Below are 23,264 nucleotides of genomic sequence, written 5' to 3'. Positions count from 1 at the left end.
GGCGTCCGCTCAGGGCGCGACGCCGTAGCGTGCGGTCCAGCCTTCTTCGAGCTTCTCCATCCACGAGGGATGCGGCTCGGGCAGGGTCGGACCAAGTTCCTCGGGGGTCAGCGTGGCGATCCCCACCGGGATCTCGTCGAAGAGGCGCACGTCGTCGTCCGAGAGCTTCTCCATCGCCAGCACCGTGCCGAAGCCCAGCTCGTCGGGGCTGGCCATACGCGCCTGTGCCTGCGGCGAGAGCAGCAGGTTGGCGATCACCATGGCTCCGGCCTTGGCGTTGGCATTGTAGGGGATCGCGACAAAACTTGCGTTGCCGAGCGAGCCGCCGTCGAGGACGAAGCTGCGCACGCTCTCGGGCAGTTGGAAGTTGGCGATGGCGTTGGAGGCGGCGTTGGGGTTGAACTCGAAACCGATGTCGATCTCGTTGTCGGCCATCAGCTGGATCATCCGCTGCGCGTTCTGCGGATAGGCCTTGCCCTGCCGCCACAGGTTCGGCGTCAGCGCATCGAGCCAGTCCCAGAGCGGCGCGGTGGCGGCTTCATAGTCGGCTTCTGTGACCGGGGCCGAGAGCACCTCGGGATCGGGGGTCAACTCGATCAGCGCCTGCTTGAGGAAGGTGGAGCCAAGGAAATCCGGCGGCTGCGGGTAGGTGAAACGGCCGGGGTTCTCGGCGGCCCATTCGGCCAGCGCCGCCATGCTGCGCGGCGGCTCGGGCAGGCGGGCGGTGTCATGATAGAACACAAGCTGCGCCATGCCCCACGGGCTTTCCATGCCGCTCGTGGGCACGGTGAAATCGGCGGTCAGCGCGGCGTTGGTTTCGGGGTCGGTCAGCTGCCAGTTCGGCAGTTCCTCGGACCACGGGCCAAAGAGCAGCCCCTGCCGCTTCATCGCCGCGAAATTCTCGCCGTTGATCCAGATGAGGTCGATCGCGCCGCCTGCGTCTTTCCCCGCGCCTTTCTCGGCCAGCACGCGGCTCACCGCCTCGGCGGTGTCCGAAAGCTTCACATGCTCGAGCGTGACGCCATATTGCTCCTGCGCCAGATCGCCGATCCAGTCGATGAAGGCATTGACGTTTTCGGCCCCGCCCCAAGCGTTCCAATAGACGGTCTGCCCCTCCGCCTCGGCCAGCACTGCGGGCCAGTCGGCGGGATCAACTTGGGCATTCGGAGTTTCCGCGGCGGCGAAACCGGCGCTGGCGAGAGTGGCGGCAAGGGAGAGCGGCAGGCTCTGGCGCATGAGACGGCGGAACATTGCGCGGGACTTTCTTGTTGTGCCGCGACCTGCGGCGCTTTTGTGCTATATGGTGTCATGTTGTCGCAAGCACGCCGCCCTCCGGTCAACTGACAAAAGGGTGCGAACGGTTACAGCGGGCTTGCAGCCTTCGGGCAGCTTTCTATCTGAAGCATAAGAATTTTCCAGGAGCGTTGCTGATGTGGGATGAAAGATATTCCGTCGAGGATTATGTGTTCGGAACCGAGCCCTCGGGCTTCCTCACGCGCCGTGATCACTGGCTCAAACGTGGCGCAAAGGCGCTTTGCGTGGCCGATGGCGAGGGGCGCAACTCGGTGTATCTCGCCGAGCAGGGGCTGCAGGTTACAGCGTGGGACGGATCGCCAGCCGCGGTCGCCAAGGCGCGCAAGCTGGCCACGGCGCGGGGCGTCGAGGTCGATTATTCGGTGCAGGACGTCTTCGAGTGGGACTGGCCCGAGGGGGCCTATGACCTCGTGGTCGGAATCTTCATCCAGTTTCTGCCGCCCGAAGGGCGCGATCAGCTGTTCAATAAGATGGCAGCGGCGCTGAAACCGGGCGGCGTGCTGATGCTGCATGGCTACACGCCCAAGCAGTTGCACTATGGCACCGGCGGCCCGAAGCAGCGCGAGAACCTCTACACCGCCGAACTGCTGCGCCGGCTTTTCGCGGATATGCGCATTCAGGTGCTCGAGGATTATGAACTCGACATCAACGAAGGCAGCGGCCACGTCGGGCGTTCGGCGCTGATCGATCTGGTCGCGGTCAAACGCTAGCGGCGCTTTTGGGGCGGCCTCAGGCTTCGAGGCCGCCGAAATGCTGGGCGACGATGCCCGGCAACTGATCCCAATGGTCGAACGCATAGGTATGGGGCAACTCGTCGAGCGCCGCTTTGCGATAGCCCTCAGTGTAGATCGCGAAGGGAATACCTGCGCGCGCGGCAGTTTCGGCGTCCACCTCGCTGTCGCCCACATAAAGGCCGGGACCGGCGCCAAGCGCCTGCATCACCTCGATCAGCGGCGCGGGATCGGGTTTGCGCACCGGCAGGCTGTCGCCGCTGGCGACCGAGCGCATATAGTCCGTCAGCCCGAAATGCGACAGCGCGATATGGGTGGGAGCCTCGGGCTTATTGGTGCAAAGCCCCATGGCGCAGCCAAGAAGCTCCAGCTGCGCCAGCGCGTCCATGACCCCGGGATAGAGCACGGTCAGCTGCGGTGCGTGGTTGTATTCCGTCATGAACTTGCCAAGCAGGCGCTCATGCGCCTCGGGGTCGCCGCCGAGGCCGACCGCCTCGACCACGCGGGCGATCAACACCGGCGCGCCATGGCCGATGAAGCTGCGCGCCTGCGCGAAGGTGATTTCGGGCAGCCCTTCGTCGCGCAGCACCACATTGGCGGCGCGGTGCAGGTCGGGCGCGCTGTCGATCAGCGTGCCATCAAGGTCGAAGACAACGGATTTCATCATGCGGCGCAGCCCGTGCTGCGAGGCGTGAAGACGAGAGGCATGGCGCGGTATCCTTTTCCTTGGCAGCGCGGGACGGCGGCGCAGATGCATACTGATGCCTCGGCACCGCCACGTCCAGCGGCGCGCGGCCTCACTCGCGCAGCCATTGCGGCTGCAGCACGATCACCGTGGGCTGCGCGGGCAACTCGCGCAGGCTCACCTCAATCTCCGGCCCGTCGCGGCGCTCGACCGGGAAAGTGTCCGAGACATCGGCGACGAAGCGCTCCAGCGAGGTGCCAGAGAACCAGTGCATCGGGATGATCACCGAACTGCGCAGGCGCTCGACCACCCGCACCATGCCATCGAGGGCCATCGTATATCCGCCATCCACCGGCACCATCAGCACGTCGAGCCGCCCGAGCGCGGCGTATTGTTCGTCATTGGGCTCGTGGTGGAGGTGGCCGAGATGGCCGATGCACAGCCCCTCGACCTCGAAGACGAAGATCGAATTGCCGCGCTCCTCGGTGCCGCCATAGGACGAGCGGATGTCGGTCGAGACATTGCGCACCAGCATCTCGCCAAGGTCGAGGTAATGGTCGATTCCCTGTCCAAATTCGCCCCAGCCTTCGAGCACATGCGGGATGGCCGGATCGGGGGCGGCGGTCCAATGGCTGGAATGGGCGTGGTTCATGGTGACGACATCGGGGATCATCGGCACGTTGCCGATGTAGCCGGTGAAATCGGTCACCGCGTTCAGCCCGCCACGGGTCTGGATCAGGAAGGCGGCGTGGCCGAGGTATTGGATGCGCACCGAATATTCGGGCACCGGATCGGTCCAGGCGGCCTTGTGCAGATACTGCAGGCCCGGTGCCGCGTCGGCGATCGCGATGCAATGCGAGGGGCGGCGACTCTCCTGCGCCGAGGCGGGCAGGGCGGTGAGCAGGGACAGCAGGGCGAGGGCGTAAGCAGTGACTTGGGCAAGGGCAGGGCGCGGCATGGCAGGCCTCCTTTCCAGAGACAGCCTAAGCGCGGATCCCCCGCAGCGTTGTTGAAATTTACGTGGGGTAAGCTTTGGGCAGCGCGAGGATGCGCTCAGCCGACCTGCGTGCGGCCGCGCCGGTCGAGCCGCAGCGAGCTGTAAAGCACATGGGTGCGCCAGCGACCGTTGATCTGCAGGTAGCTTTGGGCCACGCCCTCATACTTGAAGCCGGAGCTTTCCAAGAGCCCACGCGAGGCGACGTTTTCCGGCAGGCAGGCGGCCTCGATGCGGCTGAGGTCCATCTGGGTGAAGGCGTGATGCACCAGCGACGCGATGGCCTCGCGCATGTAGCCATGCCGGGCAAAGGGCAGGCCGGTCCAATAGCCCAGCGTGCCCGACTGCGCCGGCCCGCGGCGGATGTTGTCGAGGGTGATCGCGCCCACCAGCACCGAGTCCTCGCGCCGGACGAGGAACAGCGGCACCGCGGTGCCGCCGATGATCGAGCGATTGGCCCAGTAGACGCGGTTGGTGAAGGCGCGGCGCGAGAGATGATCCTCTGCCCAGGAGGGCTCCCAGGGGGTGAGGTAATCCTTGCTCTCGAGCCGCAGCGCCACCCAGGCGTTGAAATCGCCATGCATCGGCGGCCGCAGGATCAGACGCTCGGTGTCGAGCCTGAACTTCCGCCGCCGCCCCAGCATCAGGCTGCCCGCTGCGCCTGAAGGTCGTCCAGCCCCGGCGCCCCGGCCACCGGCCCGTAGAGCGCCAGCGCCGCGGGCGCGTCGGTGGCCACCTGCTCGGCGAAGTCGCGGACGTCGCCGGTGGTCACATTGTCGATCTTCTCGACCGTCTCTTCGATCGGCGGCACCTTGCCCCAGATCTGCACCATGCGGGCCATGCGCTCGGCGCGGCTCGACGAGCTTTCCAGCCCCATGAGCAGCCCGGCCTTCATCTGCGCGCGGGCGCGGGCGACCTCTTCGGGGCTCATGTCGTCGGCGGCGCGCTTCATCTCGTCGATGGTCAGCCGCGCCAGCGCACCGACCTCTTCGCCCGAGGTGCCGGCGTAGATCGTGTTGAGCCCGGTCTCGGCATAGGCGCCGGTCTGCGAGAAGATCGTGTAGCACAGGCCCCGCTTTTCGCGGATTTCCTGAAACAGCCGCGAGGACATGCCGCCACCAAGCGCGATCGAATAGATCTGCGCGGTGTAGAAGTTCGGATCGCGATAGCCCGGACCTTCGAATGCCAGCGCCATATGCGCCTGTTCGAGGGTCTTCTCGCGGCGGATCTCGCCGCCGGTGAATTTCGCGTGCTCCAGATCCGGCGCCGAGCGGGCGACCATACCGCCAAAGAGCGCCTCGGCCTGCGCCACCAGCGCGTCGTGATCCACCGACCCAGCTGCCGAGAGGATCATCTGCCCCGGCCCGTATTGCTCGGCCACGAAGGTCGCCAGATCGTCGCGCCCGAAGCTGCGCACATTGGCCTCTTCGCCAAGGATCGTGCGCCCCAGCGCCTGATCGCTATAGGCGCGTTCTTGCAGCCAGTCGAAGATCACGTCGTCGGGTGTGTCCAGCGCCTGACCGATCTCCTGCAGGATCACGTGGCGCTCGGTCTCGATCTCCTTGGGCTCGAAGATCGGGTTCAGAAGGATGTCGCCGATGACATCCATCGCCAGCTTGCAGTCCTGCTCCAGAACGCGGGCGTAATAGGCGGTCACCTCGCGCGAGGTATAGGCGTTGATATAGCCGCCCACGTCCTCGATCGCCTCGGCGATCTGCAGCGCGGTGCGGGTCTTGGTGCCCTTGAACGCCATATGTTCGAGGAAATGGGCGATGCCGTTCTGTTCCAGCCGCTCGTTGCGGCCGCCAGCGGTCACCCAGATCCCGAGGGTGGAGGATTGCAGGCCCGGCATCTGCTCGGAGACGATGCGAAAGCCGTTCTTGAGGGTGGTCAGTTGCACGGTCACTTGGCGATACGCTCCCGGATCAGGGTTTCGAGGGCGGAAAGGTCGTTGGGCACGCGGGTCACGCGCTCTTCGCGATCAAAGAGGTCGCCCATGCGCTCGGGCAGGGGCGGGCGGATGCCGCTGGCCTTTTCCACGGCGTCGGGGAATTTCGCTGGATGCGCGGTGGCAAGCGTGATCATCGGCACGGCGGGCGTGCGATGCTCTTCGGCGACCTTCACACCGATGGCGGAATGGGGGCAGAGAAGCTCGCCCATGGTCTTGTTGGCCCCGGCGATCGTGGCCAGCGTGTCCTCTTCCGAGGCGCGGCCACTCTCGAAATCCTCGCGCAGCGCCTGCAGCGCGCCCTGGCTCACATGGAAGCCGCCCGCCTTCAGCTCGTCCATCAGCTGGCCCACGGCGGCACCATCGCGCCCGTAGGCATCAAAGAGCGCGCGCTCGAAGTTGGAACTGACCTGAATGTCCATCGAGGGGCTGATCGACGGGTGCACTTCCGAGGTCTGGTAATCGCCGGTCGAGAGGCAGCGGTGCAGAATGTCGTTCTGGTTGGTGGCCACCACCAGCCGGTCGATCGGCAGGCCCATCTTCTTGGCGATATAGCCCGCGAAGATGTCGCCGAAATTGCCGGTGGGCACGGTGAAGCTGACCTTGCGGTCGGGCGCGCCGAGCGAGACCGCCGACGAGAAGTAGTAGACGACCTGCGCCAGCACCCGCGCCCAGTTGATCGAGTTCACGCCCGCCAGCCGCACTTCGTCGCGGAAGGCGAAATCGTTGAACATATCCTTGAGCTTGGCCTGACAGTCGTCGAAATGCCCGTCGAGCGCCAGTGCGTGCACGTTGGCCTCGGACGGCGTGGTCATCTGGCGGCGCTGCACCTCCGAGACGCGGCCATGCGGGAAGAGGATGAAGACATCCACCGCGTCGAGCCCCTTGAAGGCCTCGATCGCTGCCGAGCCGGTGTCGCCCGAGGTGGCGCCGACGATGGTCACCCGCTCGCCGCGGCGCGTCAGCGCCTCTTGGAAGAGCTGGCCGATGAGCTGCATGGCGAAGTCTTTGAACGCCAGCGTCGGCCCGTGGAAAAGCTCCAGCAGGAAGTGGTTCGGCGCCAGCTGCACCAGCGGCGCGCGGGCGTTGTGGCCGAATCCGGCATAGGCCTTGGAGATCAGATCGCCAAAGGTCTCGTCGCTGAAGCTGTCGCCAACGAAGGGGCGCATGACGCGGAAGGCCACTTCCTCGTAGGACAGGCCGTTCAGCGCGCGGATGTCGCCGGGGGTCATCACCGGCACGGTCTCGGGCACATAGAGGCCGCCGTCACGGGCGAGGCCGGACAGCATGGCCTCTTCGAAGTTGAGCGCCGGGGCTTTGCCGCGGGTGGAGATATAGCGCATAGGGGGCTGGGGGCTCTGGGGGCTCATGGGGGCTCAGGCCTTTCCTGTCTTGGACTGCCGGCGGATGTAATAGCCGGTCATGATCAGCCACACCACGGCCAGCGAGAACCAGGTGATGGCATATTGCAGGTGATCGTTCGGGATGCCGTTGCGGCTGACCGGCAGCGGCTGGATGTCGGGATCGCCGGGGCTGGTGCTGCGCGCCACGACGAGCAGAGGCTCGGTCTGCAGCTCTTCAGCCATCGCTCCGATATCGCGGGCGAACCAGATGTTGCCGGTGATATCGTTCTCGGGGGTCGAGCTGTTGCGCTCGTCGGGCCAGTGTAGATTGCCCGTCGCCTCGGCGGGGCCGGTGTAGCGGATGGCGTCCTTCTGCGCGCTGGCGGTGAAACCGCGGTCCAGCAAGATCAGCCGCCCGCCCTCGGTGCGGAAGGGCGAGATGATCCGGTAGCCTGCGCCCACCTGTTTCTGGCTGACCAGCACGCGGATCTCGCCGGGCAGGATCTCGCCCTTGAGCGCCACCGGCATATAGCGCTGCTCGGTCGGCGAGATCAGCGTGGGCAAAGGCTGCGCCTCGCCTTCGATGCGCGCGTCGATATCGGCCAGAACCGCCTCTTTCCACTCCAGGCGGCGCAGCTGCCAGCTGCCGAGCGATATCAGGATCGCGGCGCCGATCAGGCCAAAGAGGAGGGGGGCGAGGTAGCGGGTCAAGTAAGTCCGGGTCCGGGTTCAGGGCGCTGGCGCGTCCCGCCTGCTTTAGCGCCTCAGCGCGGGGCACATCAAGGCGCGATTGCTGCCGCGTTGCAAGGCGAAAAGGGCTGGCATCGGAAGAAGGGGCGCTGCCCCTCTGCGGCTGCGCCGCATTCACCCCGGCGTATTTGGAAAGAGAAGAAGCACCCGCGCCCGGTCTTCTTCTCTTTCCAAATACGCACGGCGGGGCGCCGGCCACGGGCGGCGGCGTCACCGAACGCGAGACGCCCGCCAAGGGGGCGGGCGTCTGCGGTGCAGTCTGCAACGAGGTCGCGGGCTCGGCTCAGCCGCCCCAGATGTAGATTGAGGCGAAGAGGAACAGCCACACCACGTCGACGAAGTGCCAGTACCAGGCGGCGGCTTCGAAGCCGACGTGTTTGTCGGGGGTGAAATCGCCGCGCATCAGGCGCAGCAGGCACACGAAGAGGAAGATCGTGCCGATGATCACATGCATGCCGTGAAAGCCCGTCGCCATGAAGAAGTTGGCGCCGTAGATGTTGCCCGAGAAGCCAAAGGCCGCGTGGCTGTACTCATAGGCCTGGAACACGGTGAAGAGCACGCCAAGCGCGATGCCGATGGTCAGGCCCCACTTCATGTCTTCGCGGTTGTTCTCATGCACCAGCGCGTGGTGCGCCCAAGTGACGGCGGCGCCCGAGCAGAGCAGGATCAGCGTGTTGATCAGCGGCAGGTGCCAGGGATCGAAGGTCTCGATTCCAGCCGGCGGCCAGACGCCGTCGACCGCCGGGCTGTTCGGGCCCATCGGGTAGAGCGCGTGTTTGAAGAACGACCAGAACCAGGCCAGGAAGAACATCACCTCGGACATGATGAAGAGGATGAAGCCGTACTTCAGGCCGATCTGCACCACCGGGGTGTGATCGCCGACGCGGCTTTCGACCACCACCTCGGACCACCAGCCGAACATCGTGTAAAGCACGCCGACAAAGCCCGCGAGGAAGATCCACGGTCCGCTGTCGTGCATCCACAGCACCGCCCCGAAGAGCATAACGAAGGCCGAGGCCGAGCCGATCAGCGGCCAGGCGGATGGGGGCAATATGTGGTAGTCGTGGTTCTTAGCATGCGCCATCTCGTTATCCCTCGTTGGTCAGGCGGTCAGTTCACGGAGCTTTCGTCCGGTTTCGTGTCGAGAGCGGCCTGTGTCTCCTCCAAAGTCTCCTCTGGCAGGTCGATCTCGTAGAAAGTGTAGCTGAGCGTGATGTGCTTGGCGAACTTCGCGTCGGGATCGTTGACGATCTCGGGGTCGACGTAAAAGCTCACCGGCATTTCCACCCGCTCGCCGGGCATCAGCACCTGCTCGGTGAAGCAGAAGCATTCGATCTTGTTGAAATACGCGCCGGCATCGAAGGGCGCGACGTTATAGGCGGCCTGCCCGGCGATCGGGCGGTCGGTGGGGTTGTAGGCCTCATAGAAGGCCAGCCCGTCCTCGCCGATACGCAGGGTCATCTCGGTCTGCATCGGTTTGAAGTCCCACGGCATGCCGCGTTCCTTCGAGGCGTCGAAGCGGATCTTGATGGTCTGGTCGAGCACGCCCGAAGAGGCGCCGGTGGCGACATTGGTCGTGCCGCCATAGCCGGTGACCCGGCAGAACCAGTTGTAGAACGGCACCGCTGCCCAGGCCATGGCGCCCATGAAGACGACCACGCCGATCAGCGCCCAGAGGGTTCTGGTGGTGCCCTTAGTTGCCATTAGCGGCCTCGCTGCTTTGCAGCTCGGGCGTCGACGCGTAGTCTCCGCTGCCGATCTTGACGATGGTCATGCCGAAAACGATGGCGATGAAGGCCGCCAGCACCAGCCCGACGCCGATGTTGCGGCCCCGGCGCCGCTGGTGCAGTTCGTGTTCGTGCGCGATGCCCATTCTCAGCCTCCGATGGTCCAGCCGCCGAGCGCCAGGTCTATGCCGAAACGGTCGAGCCCGGCTTCCACCAGGATCGCGCCGAAATGGGCGAAGAGATACAGCAGCGAGAGCTTGAAGAAGCTCCTCTCGGTCTTGAAGTTGTCCGCCTCGGACATGGTCTCGTCGCGGCGGAAGATGTTCCATGCGCCCTTCAGGAAGAGCGCGTTCAGCACCAGGGCCACGGCCAGATAGACCGGCCCGCCGACCGAGGTGAAGCCGGTGCCGATGGCCAGAGCGGCGAGCAGCACGGTGTAGACGAGGATATGCACGCGGGTCGAGCGGCGGCCATGGGTGACCGTCAGCATCGGCACATTGGCGTCGTCGTAATCCGAGCGCATGAAGAGCGCGAGCGCCCAGAAGTGCGGCGGCGTCCACATGAAGGTCAGGCAGAACATCAGCACCGCCTCGATGCTCACCGAGCCGGTTGCCGCGGCCCAGCCGATCATCGGGGGGAAGGCGCCCGCGGCGCCGCCGATGACGATGTTCTGCGGTGTCGAGCGCTTCAGCCACATGGTGTAGATCACGACATAGAAGAAAATGGTGAAGGCCAGCAGCGCGCCGGCGAGAATATTGGTGGCGAGCGCGAGGAAGACGCAGGAGAAGGCCGAGAGCGCGAGGCCGATGGCCAGCGCTTCGCCGGGCTGCACCCGGCCCGAGGGGATCGGCCGCTTGACCGTGCGCTTCATCACCGCGTCGATGTCTGCGTCCCACCACATGTTGAGCGCGCCCGAGGCACCGCCGCCGACGGCGATGAACAGCACGGCGCAGAAACCGATGAACGGATGGACCGGGACCGGGGCCGCCAGCAGGCCTACGAAGGCGGTGAACACCACCAGAGTCATGACGCGCGGCTTGAGCAGGGCGAAGTAATCGCCGAACTGCGCGTCGTATTCGGAGGCGCGTGCCGCGGGGGCTGCCGTGTTGGTGGTGAGGTCGCTCATTTCCGGTCTCGATTCAGCTTGTGGCGACGCGCCCTCCTCCTCGGGGCGCGCCGCCTTGTTTCAAAGGATCAGGAAGCGGCGAGGAACTCGCGCACATCCAGATAGCCGCCATCTTCCTGCGATGCGGCGAGCCAGGCGTCATAGGCTTCCTGGCTGACCACCTTGACGGTGATCGGCATGTAAGCGTGGCTGATGCCACAGAGTTCCGAGCATTGGCCGAAGAACACGCCTTCACGCTCGGGTTTGAACCACAGCTCGGCGATGCGGCCGGGCACGGCGTCCTGTTTCACACCGAAGGCCGGGATGGTCCAGGAGTGGATCACATCGGCGCCCGTGACCTGCATCACCACGGTCTTGCCGACCGGCACAACAACGGCGCTGTCGGTGGCCAGAAGGAATTCGCTGTCGCTGTAGCCCGCTTCTTGCAGCTGCGCCGAGACATCCGCGTTGAAACGGTTGTCGCCGCCGGTGGCCGGGGCGCCGATCATGTAGCTGTCATAGGCCAGATCGGTGCCGACATATTCATAGCCCCAGTACCACTGATACCCGGTGACCTTGATCACGATGTCGCCTTCGGGGATTTCCTGCTGCTTGAACAGCACCGGCAGCGAGAAGGCACCGATCACCACCAGGATCACGATGGGGCCAAGCGTCCATGCGATTTCCAGCGGCGAGTTGTGGGTGAAGCTTTTCGGGTTGGGGTTCTTCTTGGCATTGAAGCGGACCACGGCGTAGGCCAGCAGTGCAATGACGAAGATGCAGATCGCGGTGATGATCACGAGCAGCATGCCGTCGAGCCACTGAAGGTCACGGGCCAGCTCTGTCGAGGCTGGCTGGAAGCCGATTCCGCCTGCCTGCGGGTGGCCGACCAGTTCCAGCGAGTCCTGCGCCATCGCGGGCGCGGCGGTCACGCCGAAAATGAGTCCTGCCAGCATAGAAAGTTTACGCATGTATCACCTGATCCGGTTGTCATTCTTCTCTTGCGGACAGGAGGAATGAGCCCCGGACCGCAGCCCGAAGAGAGTCCTCCCCTAGATATGCTCTTTAAAAAGCACATTGCGTCCCTCAAATAAAGATGAACGCTTGCGGCAAAAGCGCACTTTTTTGATCCAGATCAAAATACCAGAGGAAGATACCTATGAGCGAAAGCCCGTTCCGGCCCTTCGAAACCGCCCTCGACCTGGATCGCACCCTTGCGCAGCTGCGTAATGCTGTCGCAGGCGCGGATGACGGTGAGTTGTTCCTTGAAAGGCGTCGCGCCGAGGCTTTGGTGCTCGACGACGGACGAATCAGAACCGCCAGCTACGACGCCTCCGAGGGTTTCGGCCTGCGCGCGGTGCGCGGCGAGGTCGCCGGGTACGCCCATGCCACCGAGATCTCGGAGAAGGCCATCTCGCGCGCCGTGGAAACCGCGCGGCTCGCGGTGGGCGATGGCGGCGGCGTGCTGGCTCCGCCGCCCGCAGGCACCAACCACAAGATTTATACCGACGCCGACCCGATTGCCGGGCACAGCTTTGCGGTGAAGCTCGATACGCTGCGCGAGATCGACGCCTTCACCCGCGATCTCGACAACCGCGTGGTGCAGGTCACCGCGACCATCGCCGCCTCCTGTCAGGAGGTTTCAATCCTGCGCCCCGAGGGCGGGCTGGTCAGCGACACGCGCCCGATGACCCGTGTGACGGTCAGCGTGATCGTCGAGGAGAACGGTCGCCGCGAGCAGGGCAGCGCCTCGGGCGGTGGCCGGTTCCTGCTGGACGGGCTGCTGGAGCCCGCGACGTGGCAGGGGCAGGCGCGCGAAGCGCTGCGCGTGGCGCTGGTGAACCTGCGCGCCGAGGATGCCCCGGCAGGCGTCATGGACATCGTGCTCGGGCCGGGCTGGCCGGGCATTCTGCTGCATGAGGCGGTGGGCCACGGGCTGGAGGGTGATTTCAACCGCAAGGGCAGCTCGGCCTTTGCCGGGCTCATGGGCCAGCGCGTCGCCGCGCCCGGGGTCACGGTGGTCGATGACGGCACCATGCCGGACCGGCGCGGCTCGATCTCGGTCGATGACGAGGGCACGCCCTCGGCGCGCAATGTGCTGATCGAGGACGGCATCCTCGTGGGCTATATGCAGGACCGGCAGAACGCCCGGCTGATGGGCGTCGAAGCCACCGGCAATGGCCGCCGTGAGAGCTATGCCCATGCGCCGATGCCGCGGATGACCAACACGATCATGGAGGGCGGCGACGCCGATCCGCAGGACATCGTGGCCGATCTCAAGGACGGGATCTGGGCCACCGGGTTTGGCGGCGGTCAGGTGGACATCACCAATGGCAAATTCGTCTTCTCCTGCACCGAGGCTTACCGGGTGAAAGACGGCAAGGTCGGCGCGCCGGTGAAGGGTGCCACGCTGATCGGCGACGGCGCCACCGCGTTGCAGCACGTGCGGGCGCTCGGCAACGACATGGCGCTGGATCCGGGCATGGGCAACTGCGGTAAGCAGGGGCAATGGGTGCCGGTGGGCGTGGGCCAGCCGACGGTGATGATCGGCGGGCTGACCGTGGGCGGCTCGGGCAGTTGAGCCGCCGCGCCTCCGCGGCTGCGCCAGCGCGGCGGAGGGGTTTGGACCCGCGTATTTGGGAAGAGAAGAAGCGAGGGGGGCTGTGATGGCCCCCCCCGCGTCTTTCGTGCTTCACCGTTGATTAACCACTCATCTGTTAGAGAGGTTCTGCAAGCGACGGGATCAGGATGACCGGGCACACACAGACTTCCACCCACCCCCCACTCCCACCCACCACGGAAGCTGAGCGGTTTGACTGGCTCCGTCTCTTGCGCTCGCGCCGTGTCGGGCCGACCACCTTCTGGCGGCTGATGGCCGAGCATGGCGCGGCATCTGCGGGGCTCGCGGCGCTGCCGGAGGTGGCCGCCGCCGCCGGGGTTTCGGACTATCGCATCTGCCCCGAAGGTGTGGTTGCCGCTGAAATGGCGGCCGGGGCGCGGGCGGGCGCTTCACTGCTGTTTCGCGGCGAGGCGGATTATCCCGCGCATCTGGCCGAGCTCGACGATGCGCCGCCTTTCGTCTGGGTGATGGGACGACCGGGGCTGCTGAGCCGCCCGGCGGTGGCAATCGTCGGCGCGCGCAATGCCTCCTCGCTGGGCGCACGCATGGCGCGGCTGTTGGCGCGTGATCTGTCCGCGGCGGGTTGGGTCGTCGTCTCGGGACTGGCGCGCGGCATCGATGCCGAGGCGCATGGCGCCGCGCTGGAGGAGGGCACTGCCGCGGTGATGGCGGGCGGTGTCGACGTGATCTACCCGCAGGAAAACATCCGGCTCGCCGGCGCGATCCGCGAGCGCGGTGCCCTGCTGTCGGAACAGCCGCCGGGTGTGCAGCCGCAGGCGCGGCATTTCCCTACGCGCAATCGCATCGTCTCGGGCATGGCGCAGGGTGTGGTGGTGGTCGAGGCGGCGGTGAAATCGGGCTCGTTGATCACCGCGCGCTGCGCGCTCGATCAGGGGCGCGAGGTGATGGCAGTGCCCGGCCATCCGCTCGACGGGCGGGCAGGGGGCTGCAACCTGCTTTTGCGCGATGGCGCGCGGCTGGTTCGCCATGCCGAGGATGTGCTGGAGGCGCTGGCGGTGCCCTGCGCCGCGCCGCACCCCGCGCCCAATGACGCGCTGCCGACCATTCCGCCCGCGCCGCCCGAACGCTATAGCCAGGCCGAGACGCGCGCCCTGCATCAGCGCATTCTCGACCGGCTCGGCCCGGTCCCGGTGCCCGAAGATCAGGTGATCCGCGATCTGGGCGGCGCGGTTGGGCAGATCGCCCCGGCGCTCACCGACCTCGAGCTTGAGGGGCGGCTGGAGCGGCGCCCGGGCGGCCTGCTCTGCCGGTCGGGCTAGGCCTGCGCAGCGGCCCAGAGATGCCCGAAACCACGCCGCTTGCCCTGTTGCCGCACCGCCGACGCTGGGGGCCGCATTGACATTTCCCCCTTGCACCCCACATCTTGCGCCGCCATAGCGGCAGGCAAGCCGTTTTGAGCACAGCGTTGCAATGAGGTCTCATTAATGCCCGTCGTCGTCGTCGAATCCCCGGCCAAAGCCAAGACAATCAACAAGTATTTGGGATCCGATTACACGGTGCTCGCCTCTTACGGTCACGTGCGCGACCTGCCTCCGAAGGATGGCTCGGTCGACACCGAGCATGATTTTGACATGAAATGGGAGATCGCCAACGACTCGCGCAAGCACGTCTCGGCGATCGCCGAGGCGCTGAAGAGCGACAACTCCCTCATTCTCGCGACCGACCCCGATCGCGAGGGCGAAGCCATCTCGTGGCACCTGAAAGAGGCGCTCACCAAGCGCCGGTCTATCAAGAAGGACACCGAGGTTCGCCGGGTCACCTTCAACGCGATCACCAAGGCCGCCGTCACCGAGGCGATGCAGAACCCGCGCGACATCGACGCGCCGCTGGTGGAGGCCTATCTGGCCCGCCGCGCGCTCGACTATCTCGTGGGCTTCAACCTCTCGCCGGTGCTCTGGCGCAAACTGCCGGGCGCGCGCTCGGCGGGGCGGGTGCAGTCGGTCTGTCTGCGACTCATCGTCGAGCGGGAGATGGAGATCGAAGCCTTCAACCCGCGCGAATACTGGCAGGTGAAAGCGCTGCTGCAGACGCCGCGCGGGCAGGAGTTCGAGGCGCGTCTGACCGCGCTCGCCGGCAAAAAGCTCGACCGCTATGATCTGGAGAATGCCACGCAGGCCGAGATGGCGGTGCAGGCGGTGGCTGGGCGCAAGCTCAAGGTGCTGTCGGTCGAGGCGAAACCGTCGACCCGCAACCCCTCGGCGCCCTTCATGACCTCGACCCTGCAGCAGGAGGCGAGCCGCAAGTTCGGCATGGGCGCGCGCGCCTGTATGAACGCGGCGCAGCGGCTCTATGAGGCGGGGCACATCACCTATATGCGGACCGACGGCATCGACATGGCGCCCGAGGCGGTCACCGCCTGCCGCGAGGCCATCGGCGATCGTTTCGGCAAGGAATACGTGCCGGGCAGCCCGCGCATCTACAAGAACAAGGCGAAGAACGCGCAGGAAGCGCACGAATGTATCCGCCCGACCGACATGACCAAGGATGCGGCGGAACTGAAGCTGCGCGAGGACGATCAGCGCAAGCTCTACGATCTGATCTGGAAGCGCACGCTGGCCTGTCAGATGGAGGCCGCCAAGCTCGAGCGCACCACGGTGGAGATCGGCTCTGACGACCAGCAGGTCGGTCTGCGCGCCACCGGTCAGGTTATCACCTTCGACGGCTTTTTGAAGATCTACGAGGAAGGCCGCGACGATGTGGCGGATGACGACGACAAGCGCCTGCCGCAGATCATGCAGGGCGAGCCGGCGGCTTTCGCCAAGTCGGGCCTGAAGGCGCAATACGACAAGGCCGCCGAGCGCGCGAGCGACCGTCCGGGCACGGCCAAGGGGCCCTCGGCGGTGCTGGCCGAGAACAGCGCCGTTCTGGGCACCCAGAGCTTCACCCAGCCGCCGCCGCGCTACACCGAGGCGACGCTGGTCAAGCGTATGGAAGAGCTGGGCATCGGGCGCCCCTCGACCTATGCGTCGGTGATCACCACCATCCAAGACCGCGAATACGTCAAGAAAGAGCAGAACCGCCTGATCCCCGAGGACAAGGGCCGGATCGTCACGATCTTCTTGCTCAATTTCTTCCGCAAATACGTGGGCTATGAGTTCACCGCAGAGCTGGAAAACGAGCTCGATGAGGTTTCGGCTGGCGACATGGATTGGAAGTCGCTGCTGGGCAAGTTCTGGCGCGATTTCTCGGCGGCGATCTCTGAAACCTCCGAGCTGCGCATCTCCGAGGTGCTCGACGTGCTCGACGAGGCGCTGGCGCCGCAGCTTTATCCGCCGCGCGAAGACGGGTCGGACCCGCGCGTCTGCCCCAAGTGCGGCACCGGCCAGCTGCACCTGAAGACCTCGCGCACCGGCGGGTTCGTCGGCTGCGGCAACTACCCCGAATGCACCTACACCCGCCCGATCGCGGGCGAGGGTGCCGATGGTGACGAGCGGTTGCTGGGCGAGGATCAGGGCGACGAGATCTGGCTCAAGGCCGGGCGTTTCGGCCCCTATGTGCAGCGGGGCGAGCCGACGCCGGAGAACAAGAAACCGCCGCGCGCTTCGCTGCCGCGGGGGTGGTCCAAGGACGACATGACGCTGGAGAAGGCGCTGGTTCTGCTCTCGCTGCCGCGCGAGGTGGGCGAGCACCCCGAGGGCGGAACGGTGAAGTCGAACTTCGGCCGCTTCGGCCCCTACATCATGCACCAGCTGCCCGATGACGCGAAGCCGACCTATGTGAACCTCAAGGACCCGGCGGATGTCTTCGAGATCGGCATGAACCGTGCCGTCGAGATGCTGGCCGAGAAGCGCGCCAACCCCGGCGGGCGAGGACGTGCTGCCGCCAAGGCACTCAAGGAGTTGGGCGATCACCCGGACGGCGGCAAGATCGCTATCTTTGACGGGCGCTACGGGCCTTATGTGAAATGGGAGAAGGTCAATGCGACCCTGCCCAAGGACACGGACCCCGAGAGCGTCACCATGGAGCAGGCGCTGGAACTGATCGCCGAGAAGGCGGCCAAGAAAGGCACCAAGAAGAAGGCGGCCCCCAAGAAGACCGCGGCCAAGAAAACCACGGCGAAGAAGACCACCGCCAAGAAGGCTCCGGCGAAGAAGACCGCGGCGAAAAAAGCTCCCGCTGAGGACTCTGACGACGGTTGAGCGTCTCGCGACATCTTGATTGAGATCGGCCCGCGTCACCCGTGACGCGGGCCTTCTTATGTCCGGGTGCTGCGTTCTTGCGCCTCCGGCGGGGATATTTTTGTCTAGACGAAGTAGCTTATGCTGCGCTGCGGCGCCTTTTTGCTGCGCGTGCGAGGGTGACTTGGCGCGAAGGCGCGTCTCCGGGTGGGGGGCTTCGTTGACTCTGCCTGCGGTGCGGGTGACAAGTCAGGCAGACTCTTTCTTTCGGGAGGACGGAATGAAGAAAGTTTACGGCTCCGCCGCCGAGGCGCTGGACGGGCTGCTGTTTGATGGCATGACCATCGCGGCGGGCGGCTTCGGGCTCTGCGGCATCCCCGAGCTCTTGATCGACGCCATGGTCGACAGCGGCGTCAAGGATCTGACCATCGCGTCGAACAACTGCGGCGTGGATGGCTTCGGCCTCGGCAAGTTGCTCGACACCAAGCAGATCAAGAAGATGATGAGCTCTTACGTGGGCGAGAACGCCGAGTTCATGCGCCAGTACCTGTCGGGCGAGCTTGAGCTCGAGTTCAACCCGCAGGGCACGCTGGCCGAGCGCATGCGCGCCGCCGGTGCGGGCATCCCCGGGTTCTACACCAAGACCGGGGTCGGCACCGTGGTGGCCGAGGGCAAGGAGACCAAGGTCTTCAATGGTGAGGAATACGTGCTCGAAGAGGGCATCTTTGCCGATCTGTCCATCGTCAAGGCGTGGAAGGCCGACACCTCGGGCAACTGCGTGTTCCGCAAGACGGCACGCAACTTCAACCCGCCGGCGGCCATGTGCGGCAAGGTCTGCGTCATGGAAGTGGAAGAGATCGTGCAGCCGGGCGAGCTTGACCCCGATCACATCCACCTGCCGGGCATCTTCGTGCATCGCATCATCAAGGGTGAGCACGAGAAGCGGATCGAACAGCGCACCACGCGCAAGCGGGAGGAAGCGTAATGCCTTGGGATCGTAACCAGATGGCCGCGCGCGCGGCTGAGGAACTCGAAGACGGCATGTATGTGAACCTCGGGATCGGCATCCCGACGCTTGTGGCCAACTACGTCGGCGACAAGGAAATCACGCTGCAGTCCGAGAACGGCATGCTGGGCATGGGGCCCTTCCCCTATGAGGGCGAAGAGGATCCGGATCTCATCAACGCCGGCAAGCAGACGATCACCGAACTGCCCAAGACGTCGTATTTCGACAGTTCCATGTCCTTTGCGATGATCCGCGGCGGCAAGATCGCGGCGGCCATCCTTGGGGCCATGGAAGTGGCCGAGAACGGCGATCTGGCGAACTGGATGATCCCCGGCAAGCTGGTCAAGGGTATGGGCGGTGCGATGGATCTGGTGGCGGGCGTCGGCCGGGTCATCGTGGTCATGGACCACACCAACAAGCACGGTGACAGCAAGCTGCTGAAGGAATGCACCCTGCCGCTGACCGGTAAGGGCGTGGTGGATCGGATCATCACCAACCTCGGCGTGCTGGACGTGGTCGAGGGTGGTCTGAAGATCGTCGAGACCGCCGAGGGCGTGACCGAGGACGAGCTTCGCGCGGCCACCGAGGCGACCATCATCAATTGAGCCGCTGCGGCCCTGATGCAATGAATTTGAAGGCGCGGTCCCCAGGGGCCGCGCCTTTTTCTATGCCGCCACGGGCCCGGTCTCGCGCAGTTTTGAGGGCGCTCCACTTGCCATTGCCTGCAAAAGCTGATGCAGCCGGTGCACCTACCATACCACGATGGCGGAGCCGAGAATGCGCACAGACCCCAGCGAACGCGAGTTGCAGGCACAAACCAACCCGAACCACCCGCCGCAGGACAGCACGGTGGAAGAAATCTCGCCGCTGCGCCTCGCCGCGCTGATCGCGGGGCCTCTGGCGGCACTGCTGGTCTATATGCTGCCCGCTCCGCCCGAAATGCCGCTGGTGGCCTGGCACCTCGTGGCGCTGACGCTGTGGATGGTGATCTGGTGGCTGAGCGAGGCGGTGCCGCTGCCCGCCACCGCGCTCTTGCCGATCGTCATGCTGCCGCTGCTGGACATCCAGCCGATCGGAGAGGTGACGGCGCGCTATGGCAACCACCTGATCTTCCTCTTCCTCGGCGGTTTCATCCTTGCAGGCGGGATGCAGCGCTGGGGCCTGCACCGGCGTATCGCGCTGTTCATCGTGCGGCTGATCGGCAGCACGCCGCAGCGCATCGTGCTGGGCTTCATGCTGGCCACGGCGTTCCTGTCGATGTGGATCTCCAACACCGCGACGGCGGTGATGATGTATGCGGTGGGCGTCTCCGTCATCGAGTTCATCGACAGCCGGGTCGAGGACAAGGCGCTGGTGCACAACTTTGGGGTCGGGCTGATGCTGGCTGTGGCCTATGCGGCCTCCATCGGCGGGGTTGGCACGCTGATCGGCACGCCGCCCAACGCGCTGCTGGCCGGGCTCATGGGCGACAGTTTCGGCGTCGAGATCGGCTTTCTGCAATGGATGATGATCGGCGTGCCGGTGGTGCTGGTGATGCTGCCGCTGACTTTTTTCGTACTGACCCGTCTGGTGTTCCCGATGAAGGATCTGAACCTTGGCGATGTGCGTTCGGTGATCGACGAGGAATACACGGCGCTGGGGCGCATGGAGCGCGGTGAGAAGATCGTCGCGGTGATCTTCGGCCTCGCGGCGCTGGCTTGGGTGTTCCGCGGCGCGCTGAACCTGCCGATCAACGACTCCGGCATTGCCATGGCGGCGGCGCTGTTGCTCTTTGCCATCCCGGTGAGCCGCAAGGACGGTTTCGTGATCGACTGGAACGTGGCGCGCACGCTGCCTTGGGGCGTGCTGATGCTGTTTGGCGGCGGGCTTGCCCTTGCGGGGGCCTTCGATGCCACGGGGCTTGCAGAGTGGATCGGCGGGCGCGTGGCGGCGCTGCAGGGGATCAACCTTTGGCTGCTGATCCTCGTGGTGGCCGTGGCGATCATCTTCCTGACCGAGATCACCTCGAACACCGCCTCGACCGCGACCTTCCTGCCGATCCTCGGCGCGGTGGCGCTTGGGCTTGGGGTCGATCCGCAGTGGCTGATGGTGCCGGTGGCGCTGGGAGCCTCGATGGCCTTCATGATGCCGGTGGCGACGCCGCCCAACGCGATCGTCTTCTCCTACGAGCGGATGACGCTGGGCGACATGGTGCGCGCGGGCATCGTGATCAACCTGCTGAGCGTCGTGGTGGTGTTTCTGGCCATGCGGCTGCTGGCGGGGCCGGTCTTCGGCGTCTGAGGAGAAACGCCCTGATGACATGAACGATGCCATGAAAAAGGGCGGGCCCTGGGAGGCCCGCCCTACGCATTGCGCCGGAAATACTTGGGAGGAGAGGAGTGGCGCAATTGCGGGTCGCCCCCGGAAGGAGAGGGGGCGAAACCCGGCTTACTTGGCCGCGGCAGTTGCCGTGGTGGTCGCCTTCTTGGTGGCGGCGGTCATCTCGTCGGTGGCCTTCTTGACGGCGGCGGAGGCATCTTCGGTGAAGTCCTTGCCAGCGGCCATCATCAGCTCGACGGTGTCCATCTGCACCTTCTTCGCGATCTCGGCGAAGGCGGCCATGTTTTCGGCGGCGACTTCAGCCTGTGCGGAGGCGAAATCGGTCATCGCCTTGGCGTAGTCGGCCGGCTCTTTCTTGACCTTCGACATGTCGGTCAGCTTCGCCAGAGTGTCTTTGGTCCACTTGGCGGAAATCTCGGTGGATTTCTCTGCGGCCTCGAGAGCAACTGCCGAGAGCTTCTCGTTCAGAGTTGCAGAGGTCTTGAACGCTTCGTCCATGGCTTTGGTGTCCACGGGGAACGCGCCCATCATGTCCTTCATCATGGCGGTGAAGTCTTGAGTCTTAGCCATTCTTTCAATTCCCGTATTCAGCCTAGCGGGCCCACCCCGCGCTTAACTATCGGCTGAAACCAATATGGATGCTGCAGCGCAGCATTTCAAGAATTTTTGCCGCGCTGCAGAAAAATCGTGCAAGTGCCTGTTTTGACGCTGCGTTAAGCAGCCTTCACACGCACATAGGCACCCGGAGCCGGGCAAATCGGGCTGTGAGACGAATCGCCGGGCGTTCGTGCGGGCACCATTTTGCCGGATTTTTTGCGCAGCCACGCCTCCCAGACCGGCCACCAAGACTCCTTGGCATGGAACTCAGCGCTGGCCTGCCAGTCCTCTGCCGAGAGCTTGAGGTCGGGGTTGAGGTAGTGACCATACTTCTGCTTGTCCGGCGGGTTCACGATCCCGGCGATATGGCCCGACTCCGACAGCACGAAGGTTTTCGAGCGCGAGCCCATCTTCTGCACACCGCGGTAGCAATCCTTCCACGCGGCGATATGGTCGCCCTCTGCGGCGATCGACATCAGCGGCACATCCACGTCCTTGATGTCGAGCGTATGGCCCAGAATCTCGAATTCGCCCTTCGAGAAGAGGTTCTGCTGACACAGCCCGCGCAGGTATTGGATGGTCATCCGCCCCGGCAGGTTGGCCCCGTCGCCGTTCCAATAGAGCAGATCGAAGGCTGGGGGCGTCTCGCCCATCATGTAGCTGCGGATGGCTGGCGTGTAGATGAGATCGGTGGAGCGCAGGAACGAGAAGGTGCGCGACATGATGAAACTTTTCAGAATGCCGCTGGCATTGATCTCGGCCTCGATCCCGTCGACGAAATCATCCTGCAGGAACGGGGTGAACTCACCCTGATCGGAAAAATCGGTCAACGTGGTAAAGAAGGTTGCCGACTTCACCGGCTTCTCGCCGCGCTGCTTGAGCAGCGAGAGCGTCAGCGCCAGCGTCGTGCCCGCGATGCAGTAACCCACCGCGTTGACTTGCTCGACCTTGCACATCTCGCGCACGAGGTCGATCGCCGTGAGATAGCCGTCCTGAATGTAATCCTCGAGACCGACGTCGCTGTAGCTTTCGTCGGCGTTGACCCAGCTGACCACATAGAGCGTGTAGCCCTGGTCGACGATGTAGCGGATCAGGCTGTTCTTCGGCTTGAGGTCGAGGATGTAATACTTATTGATCCACGGCGGGAACAGGATGATCGGCGTCTCGCGCACCTTCTCGGTGGTGGGCTTGTACTGGATCAGCTCCATCATGCGGTTGCGATAGACCACCTCGCCCTCGGCGGTGGCGATGTTCTCGCCAAGCTTGAAGGCGTTCTCATCCGCGAGCCTTACGACCAGCTCGCCATTGTTGGCCTCGAGGTCCGCAACGAGGTTTTCCATCCCCAGCACAAGGCTTTCGCCCTCTGTTTCCAGCGCCTTCTGCAGCGCGTCGGGGTTGGTGGCGAAGAAATTGGTCGGCGCCATCATGTCGACGATCTGGCGCGCGAAGTAGCGCAGGCGCTTCTTTTCCTTCGGGTCCAGATCGGCGATCTCGTCGACCGAGCGGTGGATCGCCTCGGCGCTGATCAGATACTGCTGCTTGATGAAGTTGAAATAGGGATGGCTGTCCCACAGCGGGTTCGAGAATCGCTTGTCCTTGGGGCCGGTGTCCTCGGGCGGAGCAAGCTGGCCACCGGCCAGCGCGGTCTGCGCCTCAAGATAGTGGGACAAGGCTTTGCCCCAGTAGGCCACCTGCTGCTCGAACACCTTCGCGGGGTTCTGCATCCATTCCTGCCAGTAGGCCTGCGCAGCTTTTCCATAGAGCAGCGGATCAGGCCCGTTTAACGCAGGATTGATCGGCTTACGTCGCGAAATTGCTTCCAGAAGTCGTTGAGAAAGGGCTTCGATCTTCTCAATATTGGCTTCGAGTCGTGCGCGGTCTGACGTGATGTCCGTGCCCGGAGTAGTTGTCATAAGGTCGAATCCCCCCTACTTTCGGCCTGTTGCAGAATAACGGCGGTACAGCGAGGGGCAAAGCGGCGAATTG

The 23,264-nt window shown here is 64.9% G+C and carries 21 protein-coding genes; 7 read left to right on the top strand and 14 right to left on the bottom strand.

Translation table 11 applies throughout. From position 1 onward, the window contains the following. Positions 1 to 9: 9 nt before the first annotated feature. Complete coding sequence (locus AYJ57_RS14700; protein WP_237220246.1) at positions 10 to 1,251, bottom strand: ABC transporter substrate-binding protein; 1,242 nt, start codon at positions 1,249 to 1,251, stop codon at positions 10 to 12. Positions 1,252 to 1,430: 179 nt separating this feature from the next. Here AYJ57_RS14700 and AYJ57_RS14695 point away from each other — a divergent pair, with 179 nt between their 5' ends. Next, complete coding sequence (locus AYJ57_RS14695) at positions 1,431 to 2,024, top strand: class I SAM-dependent methyltransferase (RefSeq protein WP_066107553.1); 594 nt, start codon at positions 1,431 to 1,433, stop codon at positions 2,022 to 2,024. A gap of 19 nt (positions 2,025 to 2,043) precedes the next feature. Here the strand turns inward: AYJ57_RS14695 and gph are convergent, their stop codons facing one another. The 11 genes from gph to coxB form a co-directional block, all read right to left on the bottom strand. Further along, positions 2,044 to 2,712, bottom strand: coding sequence for a phosphoglycolate phosphatase (gph, locus tag AYJ57_RS14690; protein ID WP_066107550.1), 669 nt, complete (start codon positions 2,710 to 2,712; stop codon positions 2,044 to 2,046). 130 nt (positions 2,713 to 2,842) lie between these two features. After that, complete coding sequence (locus AYJ57_RS14685) at positions 2,843 to 3,688, bottom strand: MBL fold metallo-hydrolase (RefSeq protein ID WP_066107547.1); 846 nt, start codon at positions 3,686 to 3,688, stop codon at positions 2,843 to 2,845. A 95-nt stretch (positions 3,689 to 3,783) separates the two neighbouring features. Beyond that, on the bottom strand, positions 3,784 to 4,368 hold the full coding sequence (locus AYJ57_RS14680; protein WP_066107544.1) for a GNAT family N-acetyltransferase: 585 nt from the start codon (positions 4,366 to 4,368) through the stop codon (positions 3,784 to 3,786). Beyond that, positions 4,368 to 5,630, bottom strand: coding sequence for a M16 family metallopeptidase (locus AYJ57_RS14675; protein ID WP_066107541.1), 1,263 nt, complete (start codon positions 5,628 to 5,630; stop codon positions 4,368 to 4,370). Before AYJ57_RS14675 ends, AYJ57_RS14680 begins: the two co-directional genes overlap by 1 nt. Further along, complete coding sequence (gene thrC / locus AYJ57_RS14670; protein ID WP_066107538.1) at positions 5,627 to 7,015, bottom strand: threonine synthase; 1,389 nt, start codon at positions 7,013 to 7,015, stop codon at positions 5,627 to 5,629. The genes AYJ57_RS14675 and thrC overlap by 4 nt, the downstream gene beginning before the upstream one ends. A gap of 33 nt (positions 7,016 to 7,048) precedes the next feature. Then, positions 7,049 to 7,726 carry an SURF1 family protein gene (locus tag AYJ57_RS14665; RefSeq protein ID WP_066107534.1) on the bottom strand — a complete coding sequence of 226 codons (678 nt, stop codon included), beginning with the start codon at positions 7,724 to 7,726 and terminating at the stop codon, positions 7,049 to 7,051. 322 nt (positions 7,727 to 8,048) lie between these two features. Further along, a complete protein-coding gene (locus tag AYJ57_RS14660; RefSeq protein WP_066107531.1) occupies positions 8,049 to 8,849 on the bottom strand; it encodes a cytochrome c oxidase subunit 3 in 801 nt (266 codons plus the stop codon). Positions 8,850 to 8,875: 26 nt separating this feature from the next. After that, positions 8,876 to 9,469 (bottom strand): cytochrome c oxidase assembly protein, encoded by a 594-nt coding sequence (locus tag AYJ57_RS14655; protein ID WP_066107528.1) that lies wholly within the window; start codon positions 9,467 to 9,469, stop codon positions 8,876 to 8,878. Beyond that, on the bottom strand, positions 9,459 to 9,638 hold the full coding sequence (locus AYJ57_RS14650; RefSeq protein WP_066107525.1) for a hypothetical protein: 180 nt from the start codon (positions 9,636 to 9,638) through the stop codon (positions 9,459 to 9,461). Before AYJ57_RS14650 ends, AYJ57_RS14655 begins: the two co-directional genes overlap by 11 nt. A gap of 2 nt (positions 9,639 to 9,640) precedes the next feature. After that, positions 9,641 to 10,618, bottom strand: a complete 978-nt coding sequence (gene cyoE, locus AYJ57_RS14645; RefSeq protein ID WP_066107523.1) for a heme o synthase — start codon at positions 10,616 to 10,618, stop codon at positions 9,641 to 9,643. A gap of 68 nt (positions 10,619 to 10,686) precedes the next feature. Further along, positions 10,687 to 11,568 carry a cytochrome c oxidase subunit II gene (gene coxB, locus AYJ57_RS14640; protein WP_066107520.1) on the bottom strand — a complete coding sequence of 294 codons (882 nt, stop codon included), beginning with the start codon at positions 11,566 to 11,568 and terminating at the stop codon, positions 10,687 to 10,689. A gap of 188 nt (positions 11,569 to 11,756) precedes the next feature. Here coxB and tldD point away from each other — a divergent pair, with 188 nt between their 5' ends. The 6 genes from tldD (at position 11,757) to AYJ57_RS14610 (ending at position 20,642) form a co-directional block, all read left to right on the top strand. Next, a complete protein-coding gene (gene tldD, locus AYJ57_RS14635) occupies positions 11,757 to 13,178 on the top strand; it encodes a metalloprotease TldD (protein ID WP_066107517.1) in 1,422 nt (473 codons plus the stop codon). 167 nt (positions 13,179 to 13,345) lie between these two features. Continuing rightward, complete coding sequence (gene dprA / locus AYJ57_RS14630) at positions 13,346 to 14,497, top strand: DNA-processing protein DprA (protein ID WP_066107514.1); 1,152 nt, start codon at positions 13,346 to 13,348, stop codon at positions 14,495 to 14,497. A 165-nt stretch (positions 14,498 to 14,662) separates the two neighbouring features. Then, complete coding sequence (gene topA, locus AYJ57_RS14625; protein ID WP_066107510.1) at positions 14,663 to 17,377, top strand: type I DNA topoisomerase; 2,715 nt, start codon at positions 14,663 to 14,665, stop codon at positions 17,375 to 17,377. Positions 17,378 to 17,636: 259 nt separating this feature from the next. After that, positions 17,637 to 18,341: a CoA transferase subunit A gene (locus tag AYJ57_RS14620; RefSeq protein WP_066107507.1), complete on the top strand. Its 705-nt coding sequence runs from the start codon at positions 17,637 to 17,639 to the stop codon at positions 18,339 to 18,341. After that, a complete protein-coding gene (locus AYJ57_RS14615) occupies positions 18,341 to 18,967 on the top strand; it encodes a CoA transferase subunit B (RefSeq protein ID WP_066107504.1) in 627 nt (208 codons plus the stop codon). Before AYJ57_RS14620 ends, AYJ57_RS14615 begins: the two co-directional genes overlap by 1 nt. Before the next feature lie 172 nt (positions 18,968 to 19,139). Next, a complete protein-coding gene (locus AYJ57_RS14610; protein WP_066107503.1) occupies positions 19,140 to 20,642 on the top strand; it encodes an SLC13 family permease in 1,503 nt (500 codons plus the stop codon). 147 nt (positions 20,643 to 20,789) lie between these two features. On the opposite strand, the gene AYJ57_RS14605 is transcribed toward AYJ57_RS14610, so the two are convergent. Continuing rightward, positions 20,790 to 21,251, bottom strand: coding sequence for a phasin family protein (locus AYJ57_RS14605; protein ID WP_066107502.1), 462 nt, complete (start codon positions 21,249 to 21,251; stop codon positions 20,790 to 20,792). A 143-nt stretch (positions 21,252 to 21,394) separates the two neighbouring features. Further along, the gene (locus AYJ57_RS14600) at positions 21,395 to 23,191 is read right to left on the bottom strand and encodes a PHA/PHB synthase family protein (protein ID WP_066107500.1); all 1,797 of its coding nucleotides are present in this window, start codon (positions 23,189 to 23,191) and stop codon (positions 21,395 to 21,397) included. Positions 23,192 to 23,264: the final 73 nt, after the last annotated feature.

The sequence above is a fragment of the Salipiger sp. CCB-MM3 genome, assembly GCF_001687105.1.
GTDB lineage: Bacteria > Pseudomonadota > Alphaproteobacteria > Rhodobacterales > Rhodobacteraceae > Salipiger.
The sequence above is the reverse complement of the archived record's forward strand: the minus strand, read 5'-3'. Positions and strand labels throughout refer to the sequence as shown.